Origin of the sequence: Roseivirga thermotolerans, assembly GCF_014653175.1 — a bacterium.
In the GTDB taxonomy this organism is placed as follows: domain Bacteria; phylum Bacteroidota; class Bacteroidia; order Cytophagales; family Cyclobacteriaceae; genus Roseivirga; species Roseivirga thermotolerans.
Genome location: NZ_BNAG01000001.1, coordinates 393,744 through 416,793 on the forward strand (window position 1 = coordinate 393,744; position 23,050 = coordinate 416,793).

27 protein-coding genes are annotated in these 23,050 nt (G+C 44.4%); 11 read left to right on the forward strand and 16 right to left on the reverse strand.

Going from position 1 to position 23,050, the window contains the following annotated elements; genetic code table 11:
• Positions 1–8: 8 nt before the first annotated feature.
• The gene (recR, locus tag IE164_RS01780) at positions 9–614 is read right to left on the reverse strand and encodes a recombination mediator RecR (RefSeq protein WP_189629261.1); all 606 of its coding nucleotides are present in this window, start codon (positions 612–614) and stop codon (positions 9–11) included.
• Between the two features lie 18 nt (positions 615–632).
• Entirely contained in the window at positions 633–914 is a 282-nt protein-coding gene (locus IE164_RS01785) for an ATP-dependent Clp protease adaptor ClpS (protein ID WP_189629262.1), read from the reverse strand.
• 285 nt (positions 915–1,199) lie between these two features.
• Here IE164_RS01785 and IE164_RS01790 point away from each other — a divergent pair, with 285 nt between their 5' ends.
• Together IE164_RS01790 and IE164_RS01795 are read left to right on the forward strand one after the other, a co-directional pair.
• Positions 1,200–2,624, forward strand: a complete 1,425-nt coding sequence (locus IE164_RS01790) for a sodium:solute symporter (RefSeq protein ID WP_189628470.1) — start codon at positions 1,200–1,202, stop codon at positions 2,622–2,624.
• A 177-nt stretch (positions 2,625–2,801) separates the two neighbouring features.
• Positions 2,802–3,803, forward strand: coding sequence for a hypothetical protein (locus IE164_RS01795; protein WP_189628471.1), 1,002 nt, complete (start codon positions 2,802–2,804; stop codon positions 3,801–3,803).
• Here IE164_RS01795 and IE164_RS01800 read toward each other — a convergent pair.
• The 4 genes from IE164_RS01800 to IE164_RS01815 form a co-directional block, all read right to left on the reverse strand.
• Complete coding sequence (locus IE164_RS01800) at positions 3,793–4,530, reverse strand: TerC family protein (protein ID WP_189628472.1); 738 nt, start codon at positions 4,528–4,530, stop codon at positions 3,793–3,795. The genes IE164_RS01795 and IE164_RS01800 overlap by 11 nt on opposite strands.
• Positions 4,531–4,535: 5 nt before the next feature.
• Positions 4,536–5,456 (reverse strand): mechanosensitive ion channel family protein, encoded by a 921-nt coding sequence (locus IE164_RS01805; protein ID WP_189628473.1) that lies wholly within the window; start codon positions 5,454–5,456, stop codon positions 4,536–4,538.
• A 35-nt stretch (positions 5,457–5,491) separates the two neighbouring features.
• The gene (locus IE164_RS01810; protein ID WP_189628474.1) at positions 5,492–5,830 is read right to left on the reverse strand and encodes an MGMT family protein; all 339 of its coding nucleotides are present in this window, start codon (positions 5,828–5,830) and stop codon (positions 5,492–5,494) included.
• A 71-nt stretch (positions 5,831–5,901) separates the two neighbouring features.
• Positions 5,902–7,293 carry a sodium-dependent transporter gene (locus tag IE164_RS01815; RefSeq protein ID WP_189628475.1) on the reverse strand — a complete coding sequence of 464 codons (1,392 nt, stop codon included), beginning with the start codon at positions 7,291–7,293 and terminating at the stop codon, positions 5,902–5,904.
• 247 nt (positions 7,294–7,540) lie between these two features.
• Between IE164_RS01815 and IE164_RS01820 the strand changes: the two genes are divergently transcribed.
• Positions 7,541–9,049: a sodium-dependent transporter gene (locus tag IE164_RS01820; RefSeq protein WP_189628476.1), complete on the forward strand. Its 1,509-nt coding sequence runs from the start codon at positions 7,541–7,543 to the stop codon at positions 9,047–9,049.
• A 191-nt stretch (positions 9,050–9,240) separates the two neighbouring features.
• Here the strand turns inward: IE164_RS01820 and IE164_RS01825 are convergent, their stop codons facing one another.
• From IE164_RS01825 to IE164_RS01870, 10 genes are all read right to left on the reverse strand, one after another.
• Positions 9,241–10,143 (reverse strand): SDR family oxidoreductase, encoded by a 903-nt coding sequence (locus IE164_RS01825; protein ID WP_189628477.1) that lies wholly within the window; start codon positions 10,141–10,143, stop codon positions 9,241–9,243.
• Between the two features lie 3 nt (positions 10,144–10,146).
• Entirely contained in the window at positions 10,147–11,052 is a 906-nt protein-coding gene (locus IE164_RS01830; protein WP_189628478.1) for a peptidylprolyl isomerase, read from the reverse strand.
• Positions 11,030–11,959 (reverse strand): peptidylprolyl isomerase, encoded by a 930-nt coding sequence (locus IE164_RS01835; protein ID WP_308440953.1) that lies wholly within the window; start codon positions 11,957–11,959, stop codon positions 11,030–11,032. The genes IE164_RS01830 and IE164_RS01835 overlap by 23 nt, the downstream gene beginning before the upstream one ends.
• Entirely contained in the window at positions 11,952–12,881 is a 930-nt protein-coding gene (gene hemC / locus IE164_RS01840) for a hydroxymethylbilane synthase (RefSeq protein WP_189628479.1), read from the reverse strand. The genes IE164_RS01835 and hemC overlap by 8 nt, the downstream gene beginning before the upstream one ends.
• The gene (gene rimK / locus IE164_RS01845) at positions 12,881–13,789 is read right to left on the reverse strand and encodes a 30S ribosomal protein S6--L-glutamate ligase (RefSeq protein WP_189628480.1); all 909 of its coding nucleotides are present in this window, start codon (positions 13,787–13,789) and stop codon (positions 12,881–12,883) included. The genes hemC and rimK overlap by 1 nt, the downstream gene beginning before the upstream one ends.
• Positions 13,761–14,231: an ATP-dependent zinc protease family protein gene (locus IE164_RS01850; protein WP_189628481.1), complete on the reverse strand. Its 471-nt coding sequence runs from the start codon at positions 14,229–14,231 to the stop codon at positions 13,761–13,763. The genes rimK and IE164_RS01850 overlap by 29 nt, the downstream gene beginning before the upstream one ends.
• Positions 14,232–15,365: a DNA polymerase III subunit gene (locus IE164_RS01855; protein ID WP_189628482.1), complete on the reverse strand. Its 1,134-nt coding sequence runs from the start codon at positions 15,363–15,365 to the stop codon at positions 14,232–14,234.
• Positions 15,362–16,516: a GlmU family protein gene (locus tag IE164_RS01860; protein WP_189628483.1), complete on the reverse strand. Its 1,155-nt coding sequence runs from the start codon at positions 16,514–16,516 to the stop codon at positions 15,362–15,364. Before IE164_RS01860 ends, IE164_RS01855 begins: the two co-directional genes overlap by 4 nt.
• A 71-nt stretch (positions 16,517–16,587) precedes the next feature.
• Complete coding sequence (locus IE164_RS01865; protein ID WP_189628484.1) at positions 16,588–16,830, reverse strand: type B 50S ribosomal protein L31; 243 nt, start codon at positions 16,828–16,830, stop codon at positions 16,588–16,590.
• Between the two features lie 161 nt (positions 16,831–16,991).
• Positions 16,992–17,651 (reverse strand): RNA polymerase sigma factor, encoded by a 660-nt coding sequence (locus IE164_RS01870; RefSeq protein WP_189628485.1) that lies wholly within the window; start codon positions 17,649–17,651, stop codon positions 16,992–16,994.
• Between the two features lie 113 nt (positions 17,652–17,764).
• Here IE164_RS01870 and IE164_RS01875 point away from each other — a divergent pair, with 113 nt between their 5' ends.
• The 8 genes from IE164_RS01875 to IE164_RS01910 all read left to right on the forward strand — a co-directional run bounded on the left by IE164_RS01875 (position 17,765) and on the right by IE164_RS01910 (position 22,961).
• Positions 17,765–18,169, forward strand: a complete 405-nt coding sequence (locus tag IE164_RS01875) for a hypothetical protein (protein WP_189628486.1) — start codon at positions 17,765–17,767, stop codon at positions 18,167–18,169.
• A gap of 198 nt (positions 18,170–18,367) precedes the next feature.
• Positions 18,368–18,874 (forward strand): RrF2 family transcriptional regulator, encoded by a 507-nt coding sequence (locus IE164_RS01880; protein WP_308440954.1) that lies wholly within the window; start codon positions 18,368–18,370, stop codon positions 18,872–18,874.
• Positions 18,875–18,992: 118 nt separating this feature from the next.
• Positions 18,993–19,379: a group III truncated hemoglobin gene (locus tag IE164_RS01885; protein ID WP_189628487.1), complete on the forward strand. Its 387-nt coding sequence runs from the start codon at positions 18,993–18,995 to the stop codon at positions 19,377–19,379.
• Complete coding sequence (locus IE164_RS01890) at positions 19,376–19,858, forward strand: hypothetical protein (RefSeq protein WP_189628488.1); 483 nt, start codon at positions 19,376–19,378, stop codon at positions 19,856–19,858. Before IE164_RS01885 ends, IE164_RS01890 begins: the two co-directional genes overlap by 4 nt.
• Entirely contained in the window at positions 19,859–20,320 is a 462-nt protein-coding gene (locus IE164_RS01895) for a hemerythrin domain-containing protein (protein ID WP_189628489.1), read from the forward strand.
• Between the two features lie 118 nt (positions 20,321–20,438).
• Entirely contained in the window at positions 20,439–20,975 is a 537-nt protein-coding gene (locus IE164_RS01900) for a DUF4142 domain-containing protein (protein ID WP_189628490.1), read from the forward strand.
• A 173-nt stretch (positions 20,976–21,148) separates the two neighbouring features.
• The gene (locus tag IE164_RS01905; protein WP_189628491.1) at positions 21,149–21,487 is read left to right on the forward strand and encodes a plastocyanin/azurin family copper-binding protein; all 339 of its coding nucleotides are present in this window, start codon (positions 21,149–21,151) and stop codon (positions 21,485–21,487) included.
• Between the two features lie 13 nt (positions 21,488–21,500).
• Positions 21,501–22,961: a pyridoxal phosphate-dependent decarboxylase family protein gene (locus IE164_RS01910; RefSeq protein WP_189628492.1), complete on the forward strand. Its 1,461-nt coding sequence runs from the start codon at positions 21,501–21,503 to the stop codon at positions 22,959–22,961.
• Positions 22,962–23,050: the final 89 nt, after the last annotated feature.

Consider the following 23,050-nt stretch of genomic DNA (forward strand, 5'->3'; position numbering starts at 1 on the left):
GTCCTGTTCTAATCGTAAATGGTTCTTGTTAATATGCTGCGGCCCAGAGTTACCTCATCGGCATACTCCAGTTCGCCACCAATTGGTATTCCTCGTGCAATAGTAGTGACTTTTATGCCCAAAGCCTTCAACTTTTTGGTGATATAGAAGGCTGTTGTGTCTCCTTCCATAGTAGGACTCAATGCCAGTATTACTTCCTCCACTTTAGGATCGCTTTTTTCAATACGGGAAAAGAGGGAGTCTATGTGTAAATCTTCCGGCCCAATACCTTCGATTGGTGAAATTACCCCTCCCAAAACGTGGTACAGTCCCTTATATTGGTGGGTATTTTCTATGGCCATTACATCTGGCGTATCTTGTACCACACAAATAGTGGTAAGGTCGCGAGTAACGGTGCGACAGGTGCAATCGGTAGTATCTGAGATTATATGGCAGGTGCCGCAGTACTGAATATCTTCTCTAAGCTGCGTGAGGGCCGTAGTAAGGTTTTCGGTAGATTCTTTTTCTTGTTTCAGTAAATACAATACCAACCTCAAAGCTGTCTTTCTACCGATTCCGGGCAGCTTGGAGATTTCTTCTATGGCATTTTCTACAATTTTTGGGGGGAAGTTCAAGATAGTAGCGGGCAAAAATTACATAACTGTTGCGGTAATCCCCGCCTCTAAAATACTTTCACACATGGGTCTTAACTCTTTGAAGGTGCCATGTTTTACCGTGCACTTACCCTTGTAGTGAATCAGGAGTGTACACTGTTCGGCCTGTTCGGCAGAGTGCTTACACACCTTCATTAAGATATTGATTACATGCTCAAAAGTATTCACATCGTCATTGAAGACCACCAAATCGCACAGGTCTTCTTCAATCACCTCATCCAATACCTCTACGCTTTCTTGCTCTTGGTAGCTTAATCGCATATCTCTAAAATTTGGAACAAATTTAATGAAAATCATCTGCATAACCAGTTGGTGGCGATTGGTTAATCGGAAATCAGTAGTCTGGTTCTTCTCCGTCATTGCGTGGCAAGTGCGGCTGCGGCAGTCTCTACCATAAAGGTGCACCGTGTAAAACAAGTAGGTTGCTTTGTCGCAACCTGCTGCCAGTGCAAAGTTTGTTTCTCGCAACGATGCAACGGTTACAGCAATACCCCCGATTTCTGATGAACTGTTTTCTCATCACTGATATACTGATATCTTTACCCCATGAGTCCTACGCTTGTCATTGCCCTAATTGGTGGCTATTTTCTGATGTTGATCGTGATTGCCCGATTGACTTCCAGAGGTGCCAATACACAGACTTTCTTTACGGCCAACCGACAAAGCCCCTGGTATTTAGTGGCTTTCGGTATGATTGGAGCCTCACTTTCAGGAGTTACGTTTATCTCCGTTCCGGGGGAGGTGGGTAATAGTTTCTTCTCTTACTTTCAGGTGGTAATCGGTTACTTGCTGGGCTATTTTGTTATTGCCACAGTGCTTATGCCATTGTACTATCGCCTCAACCTGGTTTCTATTTATGGCTATTTGGAGCAACGCTTTGGCTTCTGGTCGTATAAAACCGGGTCAGGATTCTTCTTGCTTTCGAGGGTAGTAGGTGCAAGTTTTAGGCTGTTTCTGGTAGCTATAGTATTACAAACGGCCTTGTTCGATGCCTTTGGTGTACCTTTCTGGGTGAGTGTTATGGTGACCATACTGCTCATTTGGGTCTACACTTTCAAGGGTGGGATAAAGACTATTGTATGGACAGATACTCTGCAAACGCTGTTTATGCTCACCGCAGTGGTTGTTACCATTTTCATCATTACCAAAGAACTGGGCTGGTCTATTGGCGATGCCATTGCCCAAATTGAGGCAAGCGAAATGTCCAAAATCTTTTATTGGGACTGGAGTAGCGCCAGGTTCTTCCCTAAGCAGTTTATTTCGGGTGCCCTTATTGCTATTGTAATGACAGGGCTCGATCAGGACATGATGCAAAAGAATTTGACTTGTCGCAATCTTAAAGAGGCTCAAAAAAACGTATTTGGTTTTAGCGTGGTACTCATTTTTGCCAACCTACTCTTTCTTGGTATGGGCGCATTACTATTTATGTATGCCAATAACAAGGGAATTGAAATTCCTGCCAGGACCGACACCCTCTACCCACTTTTGGCCTTAAACCATTTAGGCACTTTTGCCGGAGTGGTCTTTTTACTTGGAATTATTGCCGCAGCATATTCCAGTGCAGACTCTGCACTCACTGCCCTTACCACGGCTTTTTGCGTAGACTTTCTGAACTTCAAAAAGAAGGAGGAAGAGGAGAAGAAAAGAACCCGCCTTAAGGTTCACATTGGTTTCTCGGTGCTTCTGTTTCTGGTCATTCTCATTTTCAACGCCATTAACGATGACAGTGTCATTAATTCCATTTTCAAAGCTGCTGGCTACACCTATGGCCCACTTCTAGGCCTTTTTAGCTTTGGACTTCTTACCAAAAGACAGGTGATAGATAAATATGTGCTTCCGGTTTGCCTGGCGGCTCCCTTGCTTTCTTACTTTATAGATTTAGCTAGCGGAAGCTGGTTTGGTTTCTTTATTCTGGCATTGAATGGAGCACTGACTTTCATTGGGTTGTTCTTCATTTCGAAAAAACCTTAGTGCCCCTGGTGGCCATTTGCCGCCAAGATAGGGCCAGCAATAGCCTACAGACTCATACCACTTCGGCCAATCACCCCAACCTGATCTGGAACAGGCAGATATTCCTTTAATCTAAGGCACAAACCTCTTATGCATGTATTGAAATTCTTAGACTCTAATGCTTTAACTTAAAGCCATATGAGAACTGCAGCACTAAGAATACCCGCCTTCCTTTTAGTTGCTTCGGGCATTATCTTCATTAGCCTATGGCTCATGACATCTCCGAATTTCATTAGCAACCGTTCTTTGCTGGCCGTTGGCAGTTCGATAGACATAGCTCTTATTATTCCTTTGATCTACTTTCTTTTTATCAGAAACAGTTCCTTTCCGAAAATCACGGTCGTCCCTGTTTTTATATTAAGTCTTATCATGGCCTTTCAGGTTATTCCAGACGACTACCATGCTACTCTCAATAGAATTAAAATGTTGGTAGCGCCTATTGAGTTGGGTGTTATTGGTTTTCTTATTTACAAAGTCATTCAGTTAAATAAGAACCTCAGCCAAACAAAGGGTGGACTTCGTAATTTTCCTGAACGAATGAAGGCAGTTTTGCTCGATATGAAGGCCAAACCGGTTCTTGCTAATATAGCCAGTTCAGAATGTTCACTTTTCTATTACACTTTTGCAGGATGGGCGAAACCCCAAGCATTGGCTTCCAATGAGTTTAGCTATTATCTCGAGTCAGGATACAAGTCGGTTTTTGTTTTGGTACTCTTTCTTTTGCCGGTAGAGACTTTCGTTTTGCATTATTGGTTAATGATCATAAGCCCAACACTGGCCTGGATTCTCACAGGCATAAGCATTTACAGCCTGTTCTTCATTTTCGGTGATAGAAACGCGATGAGACACAGACCCATTGTTTTGGATCAAGATTCGCTTTCAATCAACATTGGAATACGCTGGAGTTTTGAGCTACCCTATCACCTAATAGATAAAATTGAACTTAGAGAGGGCGATGCACACAGTGAAAAATTTGTCAACCTTAGTTCATTTGGACATGGCAATGTGGTTATCTCTTTAAGAGAAAAGCTACACGTTCAGGGAATCTACGGCATCAAAAAAAGCACCGATAAACTGGTGCTTTCTATAGATAGTGAAGACAAATTCTTTGCGTCTCTTTCCAAGAGAATTACTGCGTAATTTTCTTCCTCAGCTTAATTTTGGCTGCGTTTCTCCTTCTTCTCATGTTCAGTATTTCAACAGTAAGCGAGAAGAACACGGCAAAATAGATATAGCCCTTTTCTATGTGTTTGCCTATACCTTCCAACACCAGCATAAAGCCTATGAGAATGAGGAAAGACATGGCCAACATCTGAAGTGTTGGATGTTTGTTAATAAAGGCACTGATTTTACCGGCAAAGGTCATCATTACAATCATGGCCAACACCACGGCCACAATCATAATAATGATGTGTTCCGTAAGCCCTACAGCGGTGAGAATAGAGTCGAAAGAAAACACCATGTCAAGGGCCACTATTTGTAAAATAACCTTGCTCATAGTAGTAACGGTTTTGGTTTCCGACTCATGATCGGCTACCTCCAGCGACTCATGAATTTCAGTAGTACTTTTACCAATTAGAAAGAGACCACCCACAATTAGAATAATATCTTTTACGCTCACGGGGTGCTCCATTACGGTAAGCACGGGCTCGGTGAAACCAATAATCCAACTAATACCCAAAAGTAAACCCACGCGCATAAGAAGCGCCAGGGCCAAACCAAGGTTCCTGGCGGTTGCCTGCTGTTTCTCGGGCAATCGGTTAGAAATTATGGAAATAAAAATGATGTTATCGACCCCCAACACGATCTCCAAAAAGGTGAGGGTTAAAAGCGCTACTATTCCTTCAGAGCTTAAGAGTACTTCCATTGCGTTTATTCTTCTTTCTTAAATTTACTATCGCTGGCATAGGCCAGAATTGATTTATTAATGAATCGCCTAACCGGCTTTTCCAGGTCTTTCTGCCGCCTATCCAGTGTTACATGGAGTTTTATGACAATGGCATCTTTTTTTATGGAGTCTACTTTCAGGCTAAACTTCTCCAGGTTAATGTTCTTAAACTGTGCTTTTAGTGCCTCAATAAGGTAGCTTTCGAAATGGTCTATGTTGGGTAAGGCTTCCGGTAACAGCTCAAAATCAAAGCTCAGTTTTTTGAAATTTTTCTTTGAGCTATTGATAACATGCGATGAGGCCATGGTAGAATTGGGAATGTACACGATCTCATCATCATCGTTGAGCAACACAACATTCATAAGGGTAATGTCTGTTATGCGCCCGCTATCTTCGCCCACTTTAATGTAATCATTGATTGAAAACTGATTGGAAAACATCAGAATGAACCCATTAATCATATTTACCAGATACTCTCTAGAAATAATGGCAATAGCGGCTGCTACTATGCTAATGGAGGTAAAAAACTCATTTACCTCTATGTTGAAATAATATGGAATGGAAATAATAAGTATAACCCCATACAAAATGGACGCTATACGGTTGATACCCACAATATAATTGTCGCGAAAATCGCTCTCTTTGTTCTGTCGTTTTAGGTAAAGATATACCAGAGAGATTCGCCCAAAAGACACTAACAGCACACTGGTAAGATAAAAGAAGAGAGTAGGTAAAATACGTCCATCCAGTTTCAGTTGGTCATAACTATCAGGAAACCTGTATCGCCAAACCAAGCCAACCACAACCAGAATAAGCTTAATGAGAAAAAACAATCGCTTTTTCCCTTCTTGCCTGGCCCTGTCAAGGGGTCTGTTAATCTTACTTGCCTTTTTCAACAACTTCATGCTTACACGGGGCGAAATTACCGAATTTCGGCTAATCAAAGAGACAATTCAGCAGAGGGATCCCAAAACACCCTATCGAATTGCTGTATCTTATCGCCAATCACTTCTACGCCTTCGGCTTCCAGCCGTTCCTGCATTAGGCTAGGCGTTTCAAAATGATGCTTTCCGGTCAATATTCCTGTTCGATTCACCACCCTGTGAGCGGGCACATCGCTGAGCCCATGTGCTGCATTCATAGCCCATCCCACCATTCGGGCACTGCCTTTAGTCCCCAGGTAGTTGGCAATGGCTCCATAGCTGGTTACCCGGCCTCTGGGTATAAGCCTTACCACCTCATATACATCATTGAAAAAATTTGAATGGTCCTTTGCCATGGTTTGAAACTACAAAAAAGTCCTGCACATTGAGCACAGGACTTTCAAATTCGTAGGTATCAGTCTATGGGCTACCCTCCTCCGGCAAAAAAGCCCAAAAGGCCCATCATGTTGAGCAACACCAGTAAAATGGTGATGGGACAAACATAGCGGATAAAAAACACAAAGATGCTGGAAGCCAACGAGCCGGCCTTCCAGGTTGGAGACCCTGTATCCAGCTCGCTCACAATTTTATTCACAGGCATTTTCCAGGCCACATAAATGCAGGTAACCAAGGCTACCAACACTATAAAGAAAGTGCCAAAGAAAAAGTCTAGTATGTCTTGAAATCCCGTATACTGGTGTCCAAACATTACTATCTGCATTTTACTAAAGAAAGCGGAGCCGCCTTGAGAAAGTGCGGAAGGAATACCCACAATAAATAGCAGGATACCCACCACCCAAGCCGATTTGTTTCGGCTCCATTTCTTTTCATCCATAAAGTAAGAGGCGGGCACCTCAAGCATAGAAATGGAAGATGTAAGAGCCGCTACAGTGAGTAACAAAAAGAAAAAGGCTCCAATAATGGCACCACCGGGCATACTATTGAAAATCTCAGGCAATACCTGAAACACCAGTGTGGGCCCGGCTGCAGGGTCTTTTCCAAAAGCGAAAACGGCAGGGAAAATCATAAAGCCCGCCAACAAAGCCACTCCTGCATCCATTAGTCCCACCCATAGGCCTGAACTAATAATACTGGTCTGTTTTGGAAGGTACGAACCGTATGTAATCATAATTCCCCAACCAATGCTCATAGAAAAGAAGGCTTGCCCCAGTGCTACCAAAAAGGTATTGGCGCTTATTTTTGAGAAGTCAGGGTTTAGGTAAAAGTCTACGCCCTTCATGGCTCCCTCTAAAGTAAGCGACCGAATGGCCACTACTGCAATGAGCAAAAACAACATAGGCATAAGCACTTTAGCGGCTTTTTCTATGCCTCCGGAAATACCTCCCTTTACTATAAAAATGGTGACCAAAGTAAATAACCCCATCAGTGGAATGGTGTTCATTGGGTTAGAAGCAAACTCCTGAAAACTACCCGTATCGCCACTAACAGACTTGAAAATATAGCCTATGGTCCAACCGGCTATGTTTCCATAATAAGAAAGCACAAAGAAGCTGACGCAAAGTGCCAAAATAGCTCCAAGCCCCATAAACAGAGGGTTGGCCCCAGTGTCTTTAAACGCACCAATAGTGCCTTTTTTTGTCATTCGCCCAAACCCCATTTCTGTAAATAGCAAGGGCACGCCAATGAGCACTACGCAAAGCAAGTAAACCAAAACAAAGGCTCCGCCTCCATTTTGGCCCGTGATGAACGGAAAACGCCAAATATTACCCAAACCTACTGCCGAACCGGCAGCTGCCATGATAAATCCGAACTTGGATCCCCACTGACCGCGATTTCCATCGCTTAAATTAACGGCCATATAAAAAAGTTTACGTTGAGAATAGAAAAGTTTTAACAAAGAATATTCTCCATTTTCCACCTAAAAACCAAGCATATTTTATAGTAAGCCCTAAAACCAAAGAGAAAACTGTTTAAGACGACTGCAAACGGTTGCACATTATGACACCGATTCAATTAAAACTTGAGTTTCTGCTTAAAAAAATTAGTTTGTCCGGCTTCATAAGAATCAAAACTGAACAATCGCAAATACTAACAGTCAATTATATATGGCAGAAAAAAGAGAAGAATTTAGTAACCGGTGGGGAATAATTCTAGCCGCCCTGGGTATGGCTATTGGTGCCGGAAACCTCTGGCGGTTTCCAAGAATAGCCGGAGAACATGGGGGTACCTTCATTATTTTATGGATGTTTTTCCTGGTGATATGGTCTATTCCCTTGCTGATGGCCGAACTGGCCATTGGTAAGCACTACCGAAAAGGAACACTAGGGTCGCTGGGTTCTTTAAGCGGAAAAAAATTCAATTGGATGGGCACCTTCGTTACCCTGGTAACAGTAGGTATTGCCTTTTACTATTCGGTGGTTACAGGCTGGTCGTTGCGTTACTTTTTGCTCAATACACAAAACCTGGTAGACTACCTCTTTGGATCGGGCGCTATGAACGAAAAGTTTGCCGACCCCAGCGTAAACTTTATGGACAACTTCTGGGCAAGTCTTTCCAACTCCAGCTGGGAGGCAGTTTTATGCTATATGCTCACCATTACTATAGCCATTTGGGTTTTGGGCAAAGGCATTAAGAAAGGGCTCGAAAGAACCAATAAAATATTAATACCAACCTTATTTATTCTTTTGCTGGTGGTTGCTGCCTTTGCCATTCAAATGCCAGGTGGAGTGCAAGGCCTGGAATACCTCTTTACCATTGATGTAGAGAAGTTTAAAGATCCAATCATTTGGATTGAAGCCATTACCGACTCGGCCTGGAGTACCGGAGCCGGCTGGGGTCTGATGATTACCATTGGCTCTTTCTCGAGACAGAAAGAAGATGTAACCTTGAACACCTTCTTAGGTGCTTTTGGCAACAACACAGCCGCTCTTTTGGCAGCTATGGCCATTTTGCCGGCCGTTTTTGCCATGGCAGCTACGCCTACTGAAGCCATTGATTTCTTACATGGTGGAAATACAGCTTTGGTATTTACCATCTTACCACAGCTGTTTGCCCAAATGCCAGGAGGCCCATTCCTTTCATGGATATTCTTTGGGGCCTTTGCTATGGCCGCTTTCAGTTCCATTTTGCCAATGATGCAACTGATTATAAAAAACCTGACCGACTACGAAATACCCAAAAAGAAAGCGGCCATTATTGCTGGTGCGGCATGTTTTATTGTTGGATTCCCTTCGGCCTGGTGGCTCGACTTCTTCGAGAATCAGGATTGGGTTTGGGGCGTTGGCCTTTTGGTGAGTGGCATTTTTATATCCTTCCTCATTATCAGATATGGCCCCATGAAGTTCAAGAAAGACTTCATCGATCAGAATTCCGACTTCAAGGTATCTAAGCTATACTTTGCTGGCATGATCTACTTCAACTTTATAGCTGGCCTCTTTCTGGTTTATTGGTGGATGGATCAGGGCTACAGCGAATACCCGTGGTTTGATGCCGAAGGCAACTGGAACTTGTTCGACAGATTTAGCAATGCAACCATAGTTACGCAATGGGGAATAGCCCTGCTTATTGCTGTGGTGTTTAATGGATGGTTTTACAGAAAATTCGTGAAAAAATGAGTGGAGAAGCAATAATAGGAATGATTATATGCCTTTCGATTACCCTGGGGGGATTTTTAGTTTTTTTAAAAATTGCGCTCAGTGCCGATAAGAAAGAGAACGTTAAAAACGAAAATTGACGTTAACCCTGAATGCATTTCAGGGTCTACTAAGAAGATGCTGAAACAAATTCGGCCTGACAACGAAATGTTTTAATTCTTGATTTGATCGGCCACAATGGCAATCCCTTCATCGAAAGAATGAGGCTCGTACCCAAGCACGGTGCGGGCCTTTTCTATGAGCAGCCCGGTTTTTGGGGGCCTTTTGGCTGTTTGACTGAAGCTGCTGGCATCGGCACGCTGCATAGTACGCATATCGAGGTTAAAAAACTGTGCTGTTTTTACGGCCATTTCATAAGGATTGAGCAGATCTTTTCCACAAATGTTGAATATTCCGGAAGCTTTCTTTTTGGCAATAAGATAGCAGCCCATCGCTAAGTCCTCTGCAAGTGTAGGGCTCCGCAATTGGTCATCTACCACCTTAATCTCCTTGCCTTCTTCCAGGCTCTTTTTTACCCATAGAATAATATTGCTACGGCTCATATCGTGGGCAATACCATACACTAAAACGGTTCGGGCAATAGCATAGTCAATGGTAGAGTTCTCCAATAATTTTTCGGCTGCCAGTTTACTTTCGCCATAGTAGCTCACCGGATTGGGCACAGCCTCCTCATCATAGGGTCCATTTTCACCATCAAAGATAAAGTCGGTCGACAGGTGTAGTAAAAAGGCATTGTTATCTGCGCAAGCTTCAATTAGATATTTTACAGCATTTACATTCTGATCCCAGCAAGCCTCTTTTTCCAGTTCACATTGGTCTACGTTGGTCATGGCGGCCGTGTGAATAACTACCTCGGGGCGGTGCCTGGCTACAACTTCCCGTACTTGCTCACGGTTAGTTATATCCATTACATCAAACTGGTAGTCATCTTGTGCATAGGGAAGCCGATTGGCCCCGCGAGCAGTCGCAATAAGCTCATCTTCTCCACGGTCGAGTATCAGTTTTACGAGTTTTTGACCTAGCAACCCATTGGAACCGGTGATGAGTATTTTCATGATTTAATCTTTTTGTGGATATTCTATGCCGTATTTTTTGGTAACCTCCCTCTTGGGTAGTGTTATTACTTTCACATGCATGCGAATATCTTCCAGCGGCTTATCGCGCAAATTGGTTTTGGTAGCAGCAATTTTATCAATCACTTCCAACCCTTCTACCACCTGACCAAACACGGTATATTGTCCGTCAAGGTGAGGAGCCCCTCCTTCGGTAGCATACACTTCTTTGGCCCAGGCCGGATAACCCGGGTCAGTCTGGTCGCCAAATTCCTTCTCAATTACATCGATAGAATTGAAGATTAGTCGCTTATAGGCCAGTCCAAAATCATAGGTAGAATCGGTTTCGCTCAAACCTCTGTGATACTCCACCTTTTCCGTTAGTTCCGGAAAACGTTCCGAGCGTAGCATTCGCGCAAACAACCCACTGAGCTTAAGCTCCTGCCTTCGCTCTGCCCGGGCTTTCAACCCTTCTTCATCGAATATTTCGCCATCTACAATGTAAAACTGAGAGCCGCTCGATTTTTTCTCAGGGTTTACGGCATCGCCTGTTCGGGCAGCCGCCAAAGCACCTTTTCGGTGAATATATTTTTCAGGAAGAAATTCAGCCTCGAGTGAATAGTCTACCGATTCACCTGCTACTCCGGTCGAAACATCACCTGTTTGAATCATGAAGTTTTCAATAACCCTGTGAAAAATCACGGAGTCGTACTGACCGTTCTTAGCCAGCTTCAGAAAGTTTTGCTTGTGAATGGGGGTATCATCGTACAACACGGCCGTCATATCGCCATATGGTGTAGAAATAACCACCAGTTCATCTACTTCTTTGGGGGAGCACGCCAGAACGCTCAAAAGCAACAGACTTGCCCAAAAAGCTTTAATACTTGTTTTATTGTTGGTTGCTGTAGTCATAGCCATACTTTTCTGCAATTTCTTTCTTGGGCATTTCTTCCACCGATACGTACATCCGAACGTCATCTACCGGTCGGTCTCCGGGCTTGGTTTGAACCCCCGCAATGGAGTCGATTATGTCTAAACCGGAAATTACCTCGCCAAACACGGTATAGTCTCCATCCAGAAAAGGCGTACCTCCAATGGTTTTGTAGGCTCTCTTCTGTTCTTCAGACATTTCAGGTCTATTGAGTTTTCGGCCGGTGGCTTCTTCGAGTTGGTCTATGGTGGCCAATAGCTTCTTTTTCAACTCAGCGTCTCCTCCTTGCTCATAGGCCTGCTGATACTCTCTGTTCAGGTCGTGATCGGGTAAGGCAGAACGCAAGTATTGAGCTGCGCTGCCAATGGCTTGCAAGTTGGGGCCGCTAAATTGCCCGAGAGAGGCATCGTCTAGCACTTGTCCCTGAACCACAAAGAACTGGCTTCCGCTGGAGGCTTTTTCGGGGTTCACAAAATCGGGTTGCCTGGCGGCAGAAAGGGCTCCCTTCTTGTGAAAAAACTGAGGAACAAATTCGGCCGGAATAGTATAGCCGGGGCCGCCACTTCCCAAATTCTGGTCGGGAGCCGCATTTTTCGATTCGGGGTCTCCACACTGAATCATGAAGCCCTGAATAACCCGGTGAAATAAGAGGCTATCGTAGAATTTTTCTTGTGCGAGCTTAATAAAGTTTTCTTTGTGCTTGGGTGTTTTGTCATACAAAACAGCCTTCATTTCGCCAAAATTGGTTTTAATAGTCACCAGGTAGTCATTGCCTGAAAGGTCTGCGGCTTTGGTAGTTTCACTGCCCGACTTTTCTCCTGAAGAATCGCAGGCCATTGTCAATAGAAAAACGGCCACTACGGCTAAAAAAATCTTCTGTCTAATCATGGTTCATTGTTCGTTTAATCTCCTCTAAAATGGCTTTCCCTCCCGAAGATAATACTTCATTGGCAAGTTCGGAACCTAGCCTCTCGGGAGTAGAAGCGTGTGTTTGGTGTTGTTTCACAATTCTCTTTTGGCCATCGAGGCTGATTATGCCTCCGGACATTTTCAGGGAATTATTCTCCAAGGTTGCGTATCCGTAAACCGGTATGCTACACCCTCCGTCCATGGTTTTTAAATAAGCTCTTTCGGCCAATAGGCAAGTTTCTGTGTCTGGGTGGTTGAGCACCTCCCTTACCTTGGCGCGTTTTTCGGCAGACAGGGTACTGTGAATTTCTATGGCAACACTACCCTGACCCACCGCGGGAATAAACTCATTGACCGATAGCTTGTGCTTTATTTTATCGTCATACCCCATCCGATGCACTCCTGCATAGGCCAACAAAAGGGCATCGCAGGCACCTTCTTCCATCTTTCGGATTCTCGTTTGTAAATTTCCTCGAACGGCCACCGTTTCGATGCCCGGGTAAAAATGACGAAGAGTGGCTACTCTCCTTGTGCTGGAGGTTCCCAAAACCAACCCCGGACTACTCAGATCAACTGAGGGCTTGTGACTAATGATCACATCGTTCACTTCTTCTCGCTCCATAAAGGCAATGAGTTCAAAACCTGACGGGAGCTTTGATTGCATGTCTTTAGCACTATGAACGGCTATATCGATTCGGCCATCGGCCAATTGCTCTTCAATCTCTTCAGTGAACACCCCCTTGCTGCCAATCTTGGCAATGGAAACATCGAGTATTTTATCGCCTTTGGTTTCAATGGTCACTATTTCTGTTTCGAGCCCTGCAGCCTGAAGTTTTTCTTCCACGTGGTAGGCCTGCCAAAGTGCCAGTCTGCTTCCCCTCGTTCCTATCTTAATTTTCATCAGGCCTTGAGTTTAGAAATGGTGCCTTTCTTTTTGGGTTGGTTTCTTTCGATGTAAGCCACTATTTGCTCGGCAATGTCTACACCGGTTGCTCTTTCTATACCTTCGAGGCCGGGAGAACTGTTGACTTCCAAAATAAGTGGTCCGCGGCTCGACTGTAAAATATCTACTCCGGCTACGGAAAGCCCCATGGCATTGGCGGCTTTTACAGCTACCGATTTTTCTAAACGGCTAAGTTTCACCACCTCGGCTTTGCCACCCCGGTGCAAGTTGCTCCTAAATTCACCTTCCTGACCTGTGCGCTTCATGGCTCCTACTACCTTACCATCGACTACGAAAACGCGTAGGTCTGAGGCCTTGGCCTCTTTAATAAATTCTTGCACAATAATACGTGCTTTAAGTCCGTGGAAAGCTTCTATAACCGACTGAGCAGCTTTTCGGGTTTCGGCCAAAACTACACCCAGCCCCTGGGTTCCTTCCAGAAGTTTAATAATCACAGGTGCTCCGCCTACATGATCTACAAGGCTGCGTTCTTCTTTGGAGTAGTTGGTAAAAGCGGTACGAGGCATGGGCAAACCTGCTCCACTGAGCAACTGTAAGCTTCTTAGCTTATCGCGAGAGCGAACAATGGACTGGGAGTAGGTGGTACTGAAAACTCCCATCATTTCGAACTGACGAACAACAGCAGTACCGTAAAAGGTTACAGAAGCCCCAATTCGGGGTATTACGGCATCAATATCGTCCAGAACCTCACCCATATAGTGTACTTTTGGACCTGTGGGTTCAATGGTAAGGTCGCACTTGAGGTGGTCAATAACCCTGGCCTCATGCCCTTTTGCTTTGATAGCCTCCACCAGCCTGCGTGTGGAATACAGGTGGCTATTTCTTGAGAGTACTGCTATCTTCATTTTTGTATTTCTTTTGGTACGAAAGATTCTTTTTTCTTACATCTACAACAAACCCCATTCTCAGTAGTTTTCGGCCCAAAAGCACTGGATACTTCATTTTACTTCGGTCCGAAAGGGAAAACTCGGTTTGTATTTTATGGCCAAAAAGCTCTACCAGGGTAGTTACTACAAAGCGCTCTTCCATGGTGCCATTGGAGCTTCTGATCTTCTTCTTCTTAAAATTGGTGGTTGAAAATGTTCTTGCTCTCTTTTCCTGAAGCCTGTTACCCTGAATATTAAAGGTGAGAACTTTTTCTCCATTAATGGTTTTCACCTTCACCTTAGAACAGTTAATGGCCGATGTGTAGGCTCCGGTATCAACCTTGGCGTCTACATCAAACAGGCCAAAATCGGGTAAATCGATCTTATCGACACGGCCAATGGTCACCGAACGTTTGAACATTTAAAGATTTTTGGCTCTCGCAATTTGGGCAATGGAAAGCGATAAATCAAGGAAGAGAATTTTCGGATTGGCATTTCGCTCCACATGATACTGCGCTTCATCGAGCTTAGGGCTTAGTATGGCTATTTTCGGGGGTACAAATACAGCCGAAAACTTTTCTACAAAGCCGCGCTCGGTTTCGGGCAATCTGGAAATGGCCTCTGCGCTAACCCCTTTAAGGAGCGTTTCGCGCATAAAGCGACTGGCCACCGCAAAAAGGCCCACCTGAAATTCCTTGCCTTTTTTCTGAAAATCATCGGCCAACTGTATGAGCGACTCAAAGTTGTATGAAAAACACTGGCGCATCCAGTCTTTAAAGTAATCGGCCACTTCATTGCCGGTTCCGCCAATCTCCAGGAGGGCCTTGCGCATATTGCCTTCGGCTCTGTAAGCCAATTGGGCAATCTCCTCTTCCGAAAGGTCTGTTTTTTGAGCTAATACCTGCTTTATATCCTCATCGTCAAAGGCAGGAATACGTAGCTGCTGAGCCCTGGAAAGTATGGTGGTTAAGAGCTTGTTGGCATCGTTAGAGACGAGAAGGAAAAGCGTATTTTCAGGGGGTTCTTCCAGTATTTTCAGAATACCGTTGGCGGCATTCACGTTCATTAGTTCGGGCAACCAAATGATCATTACTTTGTACTTTCCCTCAAATGACTTTAAGGATAGGGCCCTGACTATATTGCGGCTTTCCTGTCGGGGAATCATGAGCAGCTTGTTTTCCCAACCAAAGTGATTGCTCCAGTCACTCACATTGCCGTAGGGATTTTGCTGCAAAAAGGCCCTCCACTCTACCAGAAACTTTTCGCTTGTAGCATCTTCTCTTTTCAGTTTTGGTGTGGCTGCCGAAGGGAATACAAAGTTTACATCGGGGTGAATGTATTTACTATTTTTTATGCATGAGGGGCAGTTACCGCAGGCGTCTTCGGCCCCAGAGTTTTCGCAGTTGACATAGGTGGTGAAGGCAAGTGCCATGGCTAAATTGGCAGAACCTTCGGCCCCTACAAATAACTGGGCATGTGCCACGTGGTTGCCCTGAACTGCCTCAATGAGCTGTTGTTTAGTATGCTTTAAGCCGGGTATGTCTTGAAACCTCATGATTTATCCCAGGTTCTATATGGTGCTGTTTCTTCAAAAACGTGAGCAATAATGGCCTGCTCAGTGGCATCGTAGGTTTTGCCGCGTCTTTGCATGGCAGCTTCGGCCACCTCGGCAAATTTATTGAGTCTGAAGGTAACTAAACCTCCGGTTCCGCCCCATGAAAATGAAGGAATGAAATTTTTGGGGAACCCCGCACCAAAAACATTGGCTCCAACACCAACCACTGTGCCGGTATTAAACATGGTGTTGATTCCGCACTTGGCATGGTCGGCCATCATTAAACCACAGAATTGGAGCCCTGTATCATCGAACCGGCCGGAACCATAATTCCAAAGCCGCACCTTTGCGTAATTGTTCTTAAGATTGGAGGTGTTGGTATCTGCCCCAAGGTTGCACCACTCACCAATAACAGAATTGCCCAAAAAGCCATCGTGCCCCTTGTTGCTGTAGCCAAAGATTACTGAGTTGCTCACCTCTCCGCCTACCTTAGAATATGGGCCAATGGTAGAGTCGCCTTTTATTTTGGCCCCCATATTTACGTGAGACCCTTCACAAAGGGCAAAAGCTCCGCTAATAATGGCCCCCTCGTGCACTTGTGCATTCTTACCAATATATACCGGCCCATTTTCAGCATTGATAATAGCCGCTTTTATGGAAGCTCCTTTTTCGATGAACAGGTTCGGAGGGTTATAGACTATGGTGTGCGGATCGGTCACCGGCTCGGAGTTGCGGCCCGAAGTGAGTAGCTCGAAATCGGCAATTATTTCATTTCGGTTTTCTGCAAAGATTTTCCAGGTACGATCGATGAGAGTGAACTCTCCTTCAAATTCTACCGGGCGGCCTCCGTCTCCGTTTCTGGCCAATACTTGTTTATTTGCCACCAATTCTTCACCGGGCTGCAGGGCACTTATGGCTTCAATAAGGGCCTTGTTGGCACATAAAGCACCGTTTACCTGCACAGCAGAGGAGGCTTGCGCAAATTTAGCGCCCAGGTACGGCAGTGTTGAGTAGCTGCAAGTAAAGCCTTGCACTCGCCACTTGTCGGCAAGGGTTAAAATTCCTACCCTTATTTCGGCCACCGGGCGAGTAAAGGTAAAGGGAAGTAATTGGGTTCTTATTTCGGGTGAATCGAAAAGCGCAATGTCCATGCACAAAAATAAAAAAGTCTCCATCTGAAAAAATGGAGACTCCAAATAATGCTTTATGTATTTTTAGCCGACTACTTTTTGTAACGCTTGTTGAATTTCTCAACACGTCCTGCAGTATCAACAAATAGCTTCTTACCGGTGTAGAAAGGGTGCGAAGCAGAAGAAACTTCCACTTTAATAACTGGGTAAGTGTTACCATCTTCCCACTCAATGGTTTCACTAGAGGTCATTGTAGACTTAGTCAAAAACTTGTGCTCACTAGATGTATCGTAAAATACAACGGTGTTATAATCAGGATGAATGTCTTTCTTCATGGCTTCAAAATTATATCTCCCTCAAAAAGGACTGCAAATGTAGCGACTTGCCATTTATTTCACAAACTTTTCAATTTAATAATCAGGCAGTTATTTACAACTTTTTAAAACAAAGCCCTGATAGTCTTACAACAAGGCCCGGGGTTTTGGGCTCAAAGGTCTTAAATTTTATTCATTACGGCCGATACTACCCGGTCGCAACGGCTATTGCCAAATTCAAAAACCGCGCTAGTCATAGACTGTTTGAGTAGGTCGTCTTTGAGCATTTTTTTAGCACGGTGCAAACGCACCTTCACATTACTGTCGCTCAAATCGAGCAAACGAGCAATTTCTTGCCTGGGAGTTCCCTCCAGTTCATGTAAAATAAACACCAGCCGATACTTCTCCGGCAATCTGTCTATTGTTTGTTCTAAAATAGCCCTGGTTTCTCCTCCAATTACCTTCTTTTCAGGGCCGGGTTCAGGGGCAACTATTTTGTGGGTATGATCTGTAGTACCAGCAGCCTCCATAAACATGGCCTGCTTCCTTTTTCTGAGTTTTTGAAGCGCTTCATTCATTCCAATTCTGATTAGCCAGGTAGAAAAAGCTGAGTTTCCTCTAAATTCATCGAGTTTTAGGTAGGCCTTCAGGTAAGCTTCCTGCATAATGTCTTCCACCTCACTTTCGGAGACTATATAGCCTCTTACCACCCGATAAAGAGTCTGATTGTACCTGCGCATGAGTATCTCAAACAATTCTTTTTCTCCGCTAAGTATTCTCCCTATTACTTCCGTGTCCGTCAGCTTTGCGGTGGTCTGTCGAGAAAAGGATATAGCTCTCATGGCTCTTTTGGGTTGTTTTCGGCCATTAGATGCCGGCAGTACAACTTGGTTACAAAATTTTGTAACGGATTAGTTCCTTTTTCATCTAAAAGGAAACTTCAAACAAAATTGAAATGACAACCCATCAAAATTTGAACTCCTTTGTAAAGATTCAACAATGGCTCAAATACACCTTTGGACTGGTGCCCATAGCTGCCGGAGCCGACAAGTTTGTAAACATACTGACCGACTGGACCCAATATGTGTCGGGAGGACTAGCCGATATACTGCCTGTGAGTGCCTCCACTTTTATGGTTGTTGTGGGTGTAATAGAGATAGTTGCAGGCTTGGTGGTACTTACCAAAACCGAAATTGGCAGCTATGTGGTAGCCGCCTGGCTAACACTTATTGCTTTGAGCCTCATTTTTTCAGGGCATTATATAGATGTGGCCGTGCGCGATATAGTGATGGCCATTGCAGCACTTTGCCTGGGCCAACTAACTCAAACCCTTGAACAAACGAAACAACAGGCTACCTAAAATACTCTCTCTAAGTGGTAGGTTCCGAAGGCTGTTTCGTGCACCGGAAGGCATGGTTCTGCTTTAGTCACAAATTATGGATAGCATGTTTCCGGTTTTACAGTTCTGCCAACAATTCCGATAATCTATGTAAGAATTGTATGCATTGAGACAGCCTTCTTACCTCCAACACTCACTAATCCCGAAATGACAAATCAAATGAAAATAATTTCGGACAAAATTGTCTTAAATAAAAACAGCCATTACATTTGGGCTAAAAGTAAGTCGCGAATGTTTTCAAAAGCATGTGAATACGGAATAAGGGCAACTCTATACATTGCTCAAAAGTCGCTAAACGGTCAAAGAGCAAGCCTTAAGGCCATAACTCACGAGATAGATTCACCAGAAGCTTTCACGGCCAAAATCCTTCAGCAACTCGCCAAAGCGCAGGTAGTTCGTTCGGTAAAAGGCCCACATGGTGGCTTCGAAATAGCGAGAGAAGACATTGATAGCATGCGGCTCAGCGAGATTGTTAATGCCATAGATGGCGACAACATTTACAAAGGCTGTGGCTTGGGCCTAAAGGCTTGTAATGCTCAAAAACCCTGCCCTGTACACCACAAGTTTACGGCCATTAGAAATGACCTTAAAACTATGTTGCAAGAAACACGCCTCCTGGAGTTAGCCACCAGCCTGGAAACCGGACTTACATTTTTGAAACGATAAAATTTAATTCAATAAAAGATATAAAGGTCTTAATATCTAAAATATGATTACATATGACTTATTATCAACTAACTGAAACCGCAAACGGCAAAGGCCTAATTCATCAATATCTGACTCCATGAGAACCATCATCAGCCTCATAGATATTCAGCTACTGGTAGATAGCTTCTATGAGAAAGTGCGTAAAGACACGCTTCTTGGGCCCATTTTCAACCGGCAGATTGAAGACCGCTGGCCTCAACATTTAGAACGGATGTATACTTTCTGGCAAACTGTGCTGTTGCAAGAACATACTTACCACGGCAGCCCATTTGCTCCACATATGCGTTTGCCCATTGGTGAACCACATTTTACCCGGTGGCTCCAATTATTTTACAAAACCATTGACGAGAATTTTGAAGGAAGCAAAGCCGAAGAGGCCAAATGGCGCGCTCAAAAAATGGCCGAGATGTTTGTGGTGAAAATAGATTACTATCAAACGAGAAACTCAAAACCCTTGCTATGAGTAGCAAAGTACAATCACCCGTTTCGGTAGCATCAGTCTTTCTGTGGATTGGTTTTGTCTGTGCCATCAGCTTTATGGAGGCCTGGCTCAAGTTTAGGGCACCGGGAATTACGCTGCCATTGGGTCTTGGTATAGGACGTCTGGTATTTGGCGCCCTCAACAAAGTGGAGTGGGTATTTGCTCTTTCGCTACTTTTCCCGCTCCTGTCAGGGCGCAAATTCATGAAAGCGAGCACCCTTTTGTATCTGCTAGCCATTATTATTCTCATTGTCCAAAGCCTATGGATGCTTCCTACCCTCGATGCCCGGGCAGAGATGTACATACAAGGAATTACCCCACCACGCTCTAACATACACTTTTACTACGTGGGAGCGGAGTTTGTAAAAGTGGCCTCTCTATTTATATATGCTATAACACTCTTTAAACAAAACCACTCAAGAACGCCTTTTACTCAGGAGAGTACTCAACGAACCTATTGAATGAAAAGAAAACCATTGAAGCGAACCCAGGCCCTACAGCCCCTTAGCCGGGAGCATCATCAAGGGCTATTGCTCTGTTGGAAGATTAGAAAAGGTCTTGGCACCGGAGTAGACCCTTGTCGAATAAAGGCCTACGTAGACTGGTTTTATGAAAATTACCTGTTCACTCATTTTCATCAGGAAGAGCAATTCGTTTTCCCACTACTGGGCAATGAACACGAGCTTGTAAGAAAGGCTCTGACCGAACACCGAAGGCTCAATCGGCTATTTTCGCAAAAGGAAGACCTTACAAGAAACCTTAGCCGTATAGAAGAAGAACTTGAACAACACATTCGATTTGAAGAACGAGTGCTCTTTGAAGAAATACAACGCACCGTTAGCACAGAGCAATTGCAATCGCTTGAACTAAGCCATCAAGAAACCGGATTTCAGGAAAATAACTCCGACCCCTTTTGGCTTTAAGGCCACGCTGTATTACAGCTGCACAAAGTCGGCCATCCAACACTTTTGCCATTCAATGCTGTAACCAAAACCTACTTTCTGTATCCAATGGTCACTTATAATAACAGAACAGACCATTATGAAAACACTTCTCAGATCACAAACAAGACTGCTGGCCATAGCCATTTTTCTCTGCATTGGTTTTGGCCTGAAGGCACAGGAAACACCAAAGCTAAACGACACTGAAATAGCCCATGTGGGTGTTGTGGCTAACCAAATTGACATTAGCTATGCAGAAATAGCCAAATCCAGATCCAGAAATAAAGCCATAGTGAACTTTGCTGAAACTATGGTTCGAGACCATAAGGCCTTCATTGAACAGGCCGAAAAGCTGGTTACTCGATTAGGGGTAAGCCCTCAAGACAATGCAGTAAGCCAGTCTCTGCTTGAAGGAGCCAAACAAACCCGCGAAATGCTGATGACCAAAAGCGGAAAAGCCTTCGACAAAGCCTACATCGATAATGAAGTGGCCTATCACAAAATTGTTATTGATGCCCTCAAAAACCTACTAGCCGCTCAGGCAAGCAACGATGAGCTTCGCTCTTTTCTTGAGGGCATAGTTCCTGCCCTTGAGGGGCACTTGAAGCATGCCGAAATGGTACAAAAGTCTATTTAAGACCCACTACTAACTGCTGGGGCTTCTCAGCCCATTGATTTCCAAGACCCGGTTCAGCTCCCAACCAACTACTCATCAAGTAGTTGTTCATTGAGAAAAGTGTCAACGAACCGCGTCCGCTTATCATAGCTGAGAGCCCCTCTTTTCTTTCTTAATCATAAACTCATATTTGCATGAAAACTTTGTTCAGCCTGGCAGCTATTGCCTTAATTAGCTATTGTAGCCTTTGGCCACAGGCCTCCCTAAAAAAGGGACAAACTCCTCAAAATCATACCGTTGAAATAAAGCAACTCAAATTCATACCTGATTATATTGAGGTTAATAAAGGAGATACTGTTACCTTTATTAACAGAGATTATGTTCAACACGATGTTACTGAAGAGAAAGCTAAGCGGTGGACTTCCGGGATTCTTAAAAAAGATGAAAGCTGGAAAACAGTTGTAAAAGGCGATGAAGACTACTTTTGCACTCTTCATGTCATCATGAAAGGGAAAATAAGAATTAAGAAATAGCACCAACTCACCCATGGAGCACGGTCGGACTGACACTTTTGACATAGAAGCCCAACCCTCACTTCACCTGCTGGAGACTGATTCTACAAGCAGGTCAGAACTATTGAGTGCCATAGTCAATTATGGAGAGGTTTTTCTAAACACGCTTCAAGAACGTAAGGCCTACGAGCACTCTGCTCACGAGCGTAAGGGAACGGACGACTTCTTTGAAATAGATCAGGCCAGATATTCTATAGAAGATATTTTGCCTTTTTTGGCTCAACGCCTCGATGTTCCCGGTATTAACACTGCCTCCGGGGGCCATATGGGTTACATTCCGGGGGGAGGTATTTACGAATCGGCCTTGGGAGATTATCTGGCGGCAGTAACCAACCGCTATGCGGGAGTATTTTTTGCATCGCCCGGAGCTGTGCGCATGGAAAACGCCCTAATTCGCTGGGCTGCAAGATTAATTGGCTATACGGACAGCTTTGCAGGTAACCTGACTTCTGGCGGAAGCATGGCCAACCTTATTGCCGTTTCTACCGCCCGAGAGGCTCAAAACATTAAAAGCCGACAGGTAGATCAGTCGGTTATTTACACCACCCAGCAGGCTCATCACAGCCTGCAAAAAGCCATTAGACTTTGCGGCTTAGAGGAATGTGTACTTCGCTTTGTTGAGCAAGATCTCCAATATAAAATGGTACCTCAGGCTCTTGAGGCACAAATTCAAGAAGATATAACCAACGGGCTGAAGCCATTTTTAATTATTGCCAATGCCGGTTCCACCGATATTGGTACCGTAGACCCACTAGACGATATTGCCCACATAGCTCGCAAATACAGCCTGTGGTTTCATGTAGATGCGGCTTATGGTGGCTTCTTTATGCTCACCGACTACGGCAGGCAAATTATGAAGGGTATAGAAAAAGCCGATTCGGTTATTCTCGACCCACATAAAGGACTATTCCTTCCATATGGTTCTGGAATTGTATTGGTTAAAGAACAGCGACACCTTGCTCAAGCCAACCGCTACGAGGCCAATTACATGCAAGACACCAAGGATTATCATGAAGAAACTTCTCCGGCAGAACTCTCACCAGAATTGAGCAAGCACTTTAGAGGTATGCGAATGTGGCTACCCCTAAAGCTGCATGGTACAGCCCCTTTTCGTAGCTGCCTTGAAGAAAAGCTGGATTTGGCACGTTACCTTCACGCTCGGCTAAAAGACCTCGGTTTTGAGGTAGGTCCTTATCCAACCCTTACCACCGTCATTTTCAGGCATGTTCCCAATGAGCAAAATGCCAATGCCTGTAACACTGCTCTGGTGAAGGCCATTCACAAAGACGGTCGTATTTTTGTTTCCTCAACTAGCCTGAAGGGCCATGTTTATCTCAGAGCTTCCATTCTCTCGTTCCGAACTCACCGAAGAGAGGTAGATCTTCTGATCCAAATTCTGGAAAAAGAAAGAGCGCTTCTTGAAACACAGCCTTAATTGAGAGCTTTATTCATTCAAAGCACTCCGCTTTGGTATATATCTTATATTTAGGTTGAATAGCAGTCGCAGGCCAGAATAGTGGACGA

What these genes read in the sequence shown, in the direction of transcription:
- IE164_RS01785 (WP_189629262.1), bottom strand. Translation starts at nt 914, where the DNA reads ATGCGATTAAGCTACCAAGAGCAAGAAAGCGTAGAGGTATTGGATGAG.
- IE164_RS01790 (WP_189628470.1), top strand. Translation starts at nt 1,200, where the DNA reads ATGAGTCCTACGCTTGTCATTGCCCTAATTGGTGGCTATTTTCTGATG.
- IE164_RS01795 (WP_189628471.1), top strand. Translation starts at nt 2,802, where the DNA reads ATGAGAACTGCAGCACTAAGAATACCCGCCTTCCTTTTAGTTGCTTCG.
- IE164_RS01800 (WP_189628472.1), bottom strand. Translation starts at nt 4,530, where the DNA reads ATGGAAGTACTCTTAAGCTCTGAAGGAATAGTAGCGCTTTTAACCCTC.
- IE164_RS01805 (WP_189628473.1), bottom strand. Translation starts at nt 5,456, where the DNA reads ATGAAGTTGTTGAAAAAGGCAAGTAAGATTAACAGACCCCTTGACAGG.
- IE164_RS01810 (WP_189628474.1), bottom strand. Translation starts at nt 5,830, where the DNA reads ATGGCAAAGGACCATTCAAATTTTTTCAATGATGTATATGAGGTGGTA.
- IE164_RS01815 (WP_189628475.1), bottom strand. Translation starts at nt 7,293, where the DNA reads ATGGCCGTTAATTTAAGCGATGGAAATCGCGGTCAGTGGGGATCCAAG.
- IE164_RS01820 (WP_189628476.1), top strand. Translation starts at nt 7,541, where the DNA reads ATGGCAGAAAAAAGAGAAGAATTTAGTAACCGGTGGGGAATAATTCTA.
- IE164_RS01825 (WP_189628477.1), bottom strand. Translation starts at nt 10,143, where the DNA reads ATGAAAATACTCATCACCGGTTCCAATGGGTTGCTAGGTCAAAAACTC.
- IE164_RS01830 (WP_189628478.1), bottom strand. Translation starts at nt 11,052, where the DNA reads ATGACTACAGCAACCAACAATAAAACAAGTATTAAAGCTTTTTGGGCA.
- IE164_RS01835 (WP_308440953.1), bottom strand. Translation starts at nt 11,959, where the DNA reads ATGATTAGACAGAAGATTTTTTTAGCCGTAGTGGCCGTTTTTCTATTG.
- hemC (WP_189628479.1), bottom strand. Translation starts at nt 12,881, where the DNA reads ATGAAAATTAAGATAGGAACGAGGGGAAGCAGACTGGCACTTTGGCAG.
- rimK (WP_189628480.1), bottom strand. Translation starts at nt 13,789, where the DNA reads ATGAAGATAGCAGTACTCTCAAGAAATAGCCACCTGTATTCCACACGC.
- IE164_RS01850 (WP_189628481.1), bottom strand. Translation starts at nt 14,231, where the DNA reads ATGTTCAAACGTTCGGTGACCATTGGCCGTGTCGATAAGATCGATTTA.
- IE164_RS01855 (WP_189628482.1), bottom strand. Translation starts at nt 15,365, where the DNA reads ATGAGGTTTCAAGACATACCCGGCTTAAAGCATACTAAACAACAGCTC.
- IE164_RS01860 (WP_189628483.1), bottom strand. Translation starts at nt 16,516, where the DNA reads ATGGACATTGCGCTTTTCGATTCACCCGAAATAAGAACCCAATTACTT.
- IE164_RS01865 (WP_189628484.1), bottom strand. Translation starts at nt 16,830, where the DNA reads ATGAAGAAAGACATTCATCCTGATTATAACACCGTTGTATTTTACGAT.
- IE164_RS01870 (WP_189628485.1), bottom strand. Translation starts at nt 17,651, where the DNA reads ATGAGAGCTATATCCTTTTCTCGACAGACCACCGCAAAGCTGACGGAC.
- IE164_RS01875 (WP_189628486.1), top strand. Translation starts at nt 17,765, where the DNA reads ATGACAACCCATCAAAATTTGAACTCCTTTGTAAAGATTCAACAATGG.
- IE164_RS01880 (WP_308440954.1), top strand. Translation starts at nt 18,368, where the DNA reads ATGAAAATAATTTCGGACAAAATTGTCTTAAATAAAAACAGCCATTAC.
- IE164_RS01885 (WP_189628487.1), top strand. Translation starts at nt 18,993, where the DNA reads ATGAGAACCATCATCAGCCTCATAGATATTCAGCTACTGGTAGATAGC.
- IE164_RS01890 (WP_189628488.1), top strand. Translation starts at nt 19,376, where the DNA reads ATGAGTAGCAAAGTACAATCACCCGTTTCGGTAGCATCAGTCTTTCTG.
- IE164_RS01895 (WP_189628489.1), top strand. Translation starts at nt 19,859, where the DNA reads ATGAAAAGAAAACCATTGAAGCGAACCCAGGCCCTACAGCCCCTTAGC.
- IE164_RS01900 (WP_189628490.1), top strand. Translation starts at nt 20,439, where the DNA reads ATGAAAACACTTCTCAGATCACAAACAAGACTGCTGGCCATAGCCATT.
- IE164_RS01905 (WP_189628491.1), top strand. Translation starts at nt 21,149, where the DNA reads ATGAAAACTTTGTTCAGCCTGGCAGCTATTGCCTTAATTAGCTATTGT.
- IE164_RS01910 (WP_189628492.1), top strand. Translation starts at nt 21,501, where the DNA reads ATGGAGCACGGTCGGACTGACACTTTTGACATAGAAGCCCAACCCTCA.